A 299-nucleotide genomic window follows, 5' to 3' on the forward strand; every position below is an offset into this window, starting at 1 on the left:
GCTGTCTGAAGGGGGAGGAGAATGCTGTTGTCGCACAGAACATCGGTTAATATCCGGCCGGAATATTCTAATATTATAGGGCATATGTGTTATGCTGCTTCCAAACTCTGGAATGTCTGCAACTATGAACGCCGTCGATATAAAGAATTGGGGCTGGAGAAGTATCCTGACTGGTATTATCAGAAGAAAGCGCATAAAGGAGATCTGTGGTATAGACAGCTTCCGTCCCAGACAGCGCAGGAGACCTGCAAGCAGCTGGATAAAGCCTGGAAATCATTTTATGTCCTTAAAAAGACCGG

1 pseudogene is annotated in these 299 nt (G+C 45.8%); it reads left to right on the forward strand.

Annotated features, from left to right (window positions below):
- Window positions 1–21: 21 nt before the first annotated feature.
- A pseudogene (locus tag DWV73_RS13050) lies at window positions 22–299 on the forward strand (RNA-guided endonuclease TnpB family protein); the annotation flags it as partial.

Origin of the sequence: Clostridium sp. AF12-41 (assembly GCF_003461685.1) — a bacterium.
GTDB lineage: Bacteria > Bacillota > Clostridia > Lachnospirales > Lachnospiraceae > Otoolea > Otoolea fessa.